Origin of the sequence: Amycolatopsis palatopharyngis, assembly GCF_003385185.1 — a bacterium.
GTDB lineage: Bacteria > Actinomycetota > Actinomycetes > Mycobacteriales > Pseudonocardiaceae > Amycolatopsis > Amycolatopsis palatopharyngis.
This window is the reverse complement of record NZ_PQHZ01000115.1, coordinates 1-3,051: the sequence shown is the minus strand read 5'-3', so window position 1 is coordinate 3,051 and position 3,051 is coordinate 1. Positions and strand designations below refer to the sequence as shown.

The following is a 3,051-nucleotide window of genomic DNA, read 5'->3' as shown; positions in this document are numbered from 1 at the left end:
TGATTTCGGCAAGCCGAATTGGCCCCGGTTCGGCATTCTGAACTGGCCCCGGCGGCTGGGTTGCGGGATCGGTCGGCATCTTGATGTGGCCCCACCTGCCGTCGTCGGGCGTGGGGCGGCACTCTGATTTGGCCCCACTTCGTTCGGGTGTTTCTGCTGGTCGCAGGAGTGCTGGCCGGTGGACGATGGCGTGGTGAGTGAGCGTGAGCCCGGCCCGGTGGTGACACTGGTGTGGGCGCTGGATGAGGTGTTCATCGGGTTCGCGGGCAAACCGGTCGCGGTGGTCCGCCGTGAGCTGGAGGACGCCTGTGAGGTGTGGGACTGCTGGCTGGACGAGGACACGCTGGACGTGTTCGCGGCCGAGATCGCCGCCGGCGAGCGGGTCGAGATCGACGCGGGAACCATCCGCGTTCCGCCGGAGGGCAGGTCGAGCCGGACTGGCGTGAAGCGCCGTTCTGACCGGGTGTTCAGCTGGCACGGGTGCTGCTGCGGCGGCGTTTGGTGGTGCGCAGCCGGAACGACTCGGTGCCGGTCTCGATGATGGACGCATCGAACGTCAAGCGATCGACAATCGCGGCGCAGAGCCGCGGATCGGTGAAGGTGCGAGCCCACTCGCTGAACGCCGAATTGCTCGCGATCGCGATGCTGGAACGTTCCTCCCGCTCGGTGAACACCTGAAACAGCAGCTCCGCGCCGCGGCGGTCCAGCTCGAGATAGCCCAGCTCATCAAGACACAACAGGTCGACGCGGCCATAGCGGGCGATGGTCTTGGACAGGTGCTTGTCGTCGGCGGCCTCGACGAGCTCGTTGACCAGCGCGGCGGCGGTGACGTAGCGGACCTTGAACCCGGCCTCCGCCGCGGCGGTGCCCAGCCCGATCAGCAGATGGGACTTGCCGGTGCCGGAGTCCCCGATCAGACAGACCGGTTGCCCCGCGCGGATCCAGGCGCCCTTGGCGAGGGTGTGCACGAGCGCCGGCGGGACGTTCGGATTCGCGGCGAAGTCGAAGTCCTCCAAGCGTTTCGTGCGCGGGAAGCACGCCTGCTTGACCAGCCGGGCCTTGCGGCGGACCTCGCGGTCCTCGCACTCGATGAACAGCAGCTCGGACAGGAAGCTCTTGTAGGTGGCCTGCTGCCGGGCCGCGGCGGCGGCGTTGTCGCCGAAGCGGTCGCGGATGGTGGGCAGCCGCAGGATCCGGCAGGCCTGCTCGATCGCGGCGTCGGCGGCTTCCTCGGTGATCTGGTCCCGGCCGCGGGCAGTGGTGCGGGTCATGAGACGTTCCCCTTCCTCGAAGGATTGCTGAGCAGCTGGTCGTAGGCCTCGACCGACGGTGCGGGGCGTGCGTCCGGCGGCAGTTCGGCGTCGCGGCGGCGGTCGGGCAGCGAGACGACCTTGCTGCGGCTGCGCTGCGGCCGTGGCAGCTCGGTGCTGGGTTCGCCGGCCGCGGCCGCGTGCTTGCGGGCCTCGATCGCCACCACGTCGGGTGAGACCGACCCAGCCTCGAGCGTGACGCGGATCCCGGCGATCACGTGCGCATGAGCCATCCGCCGGTGCAGCAGCAGAACCTCGATCAGCAACCGGGTCCCGGCCTGGTCGCCGTGCTTGGCCCGCGTGGCGGCCCAGAACGCGTCGTGCGTGGCGGTGAACCAGCCCTTCTGCCGCGCGTGAACCAGCGCGGTCGCCCCGCGCAGCGCACCGGGTTTGCCAGCCAGGACCTCAAGATAGTGATCGAGCACCAGGTGCTGCCCGCCTTTGGTGGTCATCCGCGGATGCCGCGCGACCTCCGTGGAGCCGTGGAATACCACCAGTTCTTCCGCGTCGAGCTTCGCCCGGACCGTCTGCCCGATCAGCCGGGCCGGGACCGAGTAGAGCGCTTGCCGGACGGTGATCCTGGCGTAGCGGTCCACCCGCGGTGTGGTGGTCAGCGCGATGTCGAACTCGTCCACCGGCAACGCCGCCAGCAGCGGTGTTTCGAGGGCGAAGTTCTGCCCGATCGTGGTGACCCGTTGGTCGATGTGGCGGGCGTCCTCGGCGTGGTCCGCCGCGGCGAGCTTGTCGTTGATGCCGGCCAGCCCGGAGATGTCGGCGATCTTCGGGACCGGGACGAACCAGCGTCGCCGGAACCGGCCGCCTTCGCCCTCGACACCGCCCTTCTCGTGCGCGCCTTCTTTGCCGGGCATGCAATAGAAACTGGTGACTCCGTAAGCGGACTTGAACAGCACCCACCGGTCGGTCTCAACACGTGAGCGTCCGAAGCAGACTCTCCGGACCGCTGAGGAGAGATTGTCGTAGCGGATATCTCCGGCCGGGACGCCGCCCAGTTCGGTGAACGCGGCGACATGACCGGCGAAGAACGCCTCTTGGCCCTGTGATGAGTAGACACGGTGAATTGCCTTGCCAGAGAACGACATTCGCAGTGTGAAGAGGAAGCACTTGGTGTCGACGCCGCCGACATTGACCCAGACTTCAGCGAAGTCGACCTCGGCGTCCTGGCCCGGAAGGTGGGTCTGCGGAACGAACCCGTCCATCACTCCCGCGCGGTTGCGGGCTTCCAGCACGATCTGCGGGCGGCGGGCCGCGACGTACTTCGACACCGTGCGATACGCGATCGTCGCGTCGTGCTCGTCGACCAGCCTCTCCCAGATCCGGTGCGCGGTGTGGCGTTGCTTACGCGGTGCGTTCAGATCGGCCTGCAGCATCTCGTCCATCGCCGCGCGCAGCGGCCCTGTCACCGGCGAAGACCGGGCCGGTGCCTTCCGCGGTGGCGGGACGGCCGAGCCGAGCGCGTGACGCACCGTCCGGCGGTGCACCCCATGCCGCTCAGCCAGCGCCCGGACCGAGAGCCCCTCCACCCGGGCATCCCGCCGAATCAGCGCGAACAACTCCACCCTCGACACCATTCCGGCTCCCACGCGGACGGCCCCTCACCGGCACTGTCCACCCAGGACCCTCAACTCGACCCGCCGACTCGCACACCACGAGCAGGAATTCGCCCGATCGGTGGGGCCCGATAGCGGTGCCGAACCGGGGCCAAATCACGATGCCACGGCCA

3 protein-coding genes are annotated in these 3,051 nt (G+C 68.7%); 1 reads left to right on the top strand and 2 read right to left on the bottom strand.

Going from position 1 to position 3,051, the window contains the following annotated elements:
- Positions 1-193: 193 nt before the first annotated feature.
- Positions 194-541: a hypothetical protein gene (locus D0C15_RS33775; RefSeq protein WP_211323426.1), complete on the top strand. Its 348-nt coding sequence runs from the start codon at positions 194-196 to the stop codon at positions 539-541.
- Here D0C15_RS33775 and istB read toward each other — a convergent pair.
- Entirely contained in the window at positions 468-1,271 is an 804-nt protein-coding gene (istB, locus tag D0C15_RS33770; protein ID WP_116052088.1) for an IS21-like element helper ATPase IstB, read from the bottom strand. The two genes, D0C15_RS33775 and istB, sit on opposite strands and share 74 nt — an antisense overlap.
- Positions 1,268-2,899 (bottom strand): IS21 family transposase, encoded by a 1,632-nt coding sequence (gene istA / locus D0C15_RS33765; protein ID WP_116052087.1) that lies wholly within the window; start codon positions 2,897-2,899, stop codon positions 1,268-1,270. The genes istB and istA overlap by 4 nt, the downstream gene beginning before the upstream one ends.
- Between the last annotated feature and the right edge of the window lie 152 nt (positions 2,900-3,051).

Excerpts from the sequence above, each read along its gene's own strand:
- istB (WP_116052088.1), bottom strand. The coding sequence starts at position 1,271 with ATGACCCGCACCACTGCCCGCGGCCGGGACCAGATCACCGAGGAAGCC.
- istA (WP_116052087.1), bottom strand. The coding sequence starts at position 2,899 with ATGGTGTCGAGGGTGGAGTTGTTCGCGCTGATTCGGCGGGATGCCCGG.